The organism is Mesorhizobium sp. 43Arga (assembly GCF_053714255.1).
The window spans coordinates 1-528 of sequence record NZ_JBSKBO010000050.1 but is presented as its reverse complement, the minus strand read 5'-3'; the positions used below and the strand labels follow the sequence as shown (position 1 = coordinate 528).

Annotated in this window: 2 protein-coding genes; both read right to left on the bottom strand. The window is 61.0% G+C overall.

Annotated elements, in window-relative coordinates; genetic code table 11:
* Positions 1-64: 64 nt before the first annotated feature.
* Positions 65-298, bottom strand: a complete 234-nt coding sequence (locus tag ACWGS8_RS35180) for a hypothetical protein (RefSeq protein ID WP_454585209.1) — start codon at positions 296-298, stop codon at positions 65-67.
* A 2-nt stretch (positions 299-300) separates the two neighbouring features.
* The coding region (locus ACWGS8_RS35175; protein WP_454585208.1) for a transposase domain-containing protein at positions 301-528 on the bottom strand (228 nt) is incomplete at its 5' end.

Here is a 528-nt window from a genome sequence, read left to right as displayed (position 1 = left end):
GTACTCATCCGGTGAAGACCGCAGACGCGCGGATCCGGCGGCCATGCGCGCCGCGGTGCTTGGATCAAGCTTTCGATGGTGAGACGCGATGATATTCTTCGAGGAGGAATTTGACCTCCTCGATGCCTTCATCGGTGAATGCCAAGATCCCCTCGTCATCCTTGGCGCCGTACACCCAGATGACGCCGTCCTCGGGCTCGAGACCGAGGGTCAGGTCCTGGATGAGCTCTTGGCTGACGCCGAGGTCCCTGGCGACACGTTCGACGGTGGAGACGTGATGCACCTTATTGCGCTGCATGATCAGGCTGCCGCTGGTTGGATCCGCAGTTTTGCGGATCTCCAATTCCACGGCAGCAAATCATCGATCCGCTGTGTTGGGTGGGCCGCGATGCGCGCCAGGATATCGGCGAGCCAGGCCTGAGGGTCGACGTCGTTCATCTTGGCGCTGACGATCAGGCTGTAGAGAACGGCAGCGCGCTGTCCGCCGCGATCGGAACCGCAGAACAACCATGACTTTCTACCGAGAGC

Excerpts from the sequence above, each read along its gene's own strand:
- ACWGS8_RS35180 (WP_454585209.1), bottom strand. The coding sequence starts at position 298 with ATGCAGCGCAATAAGGTGCATCACGTCTCCACCGTCGAACGTGTCGCC.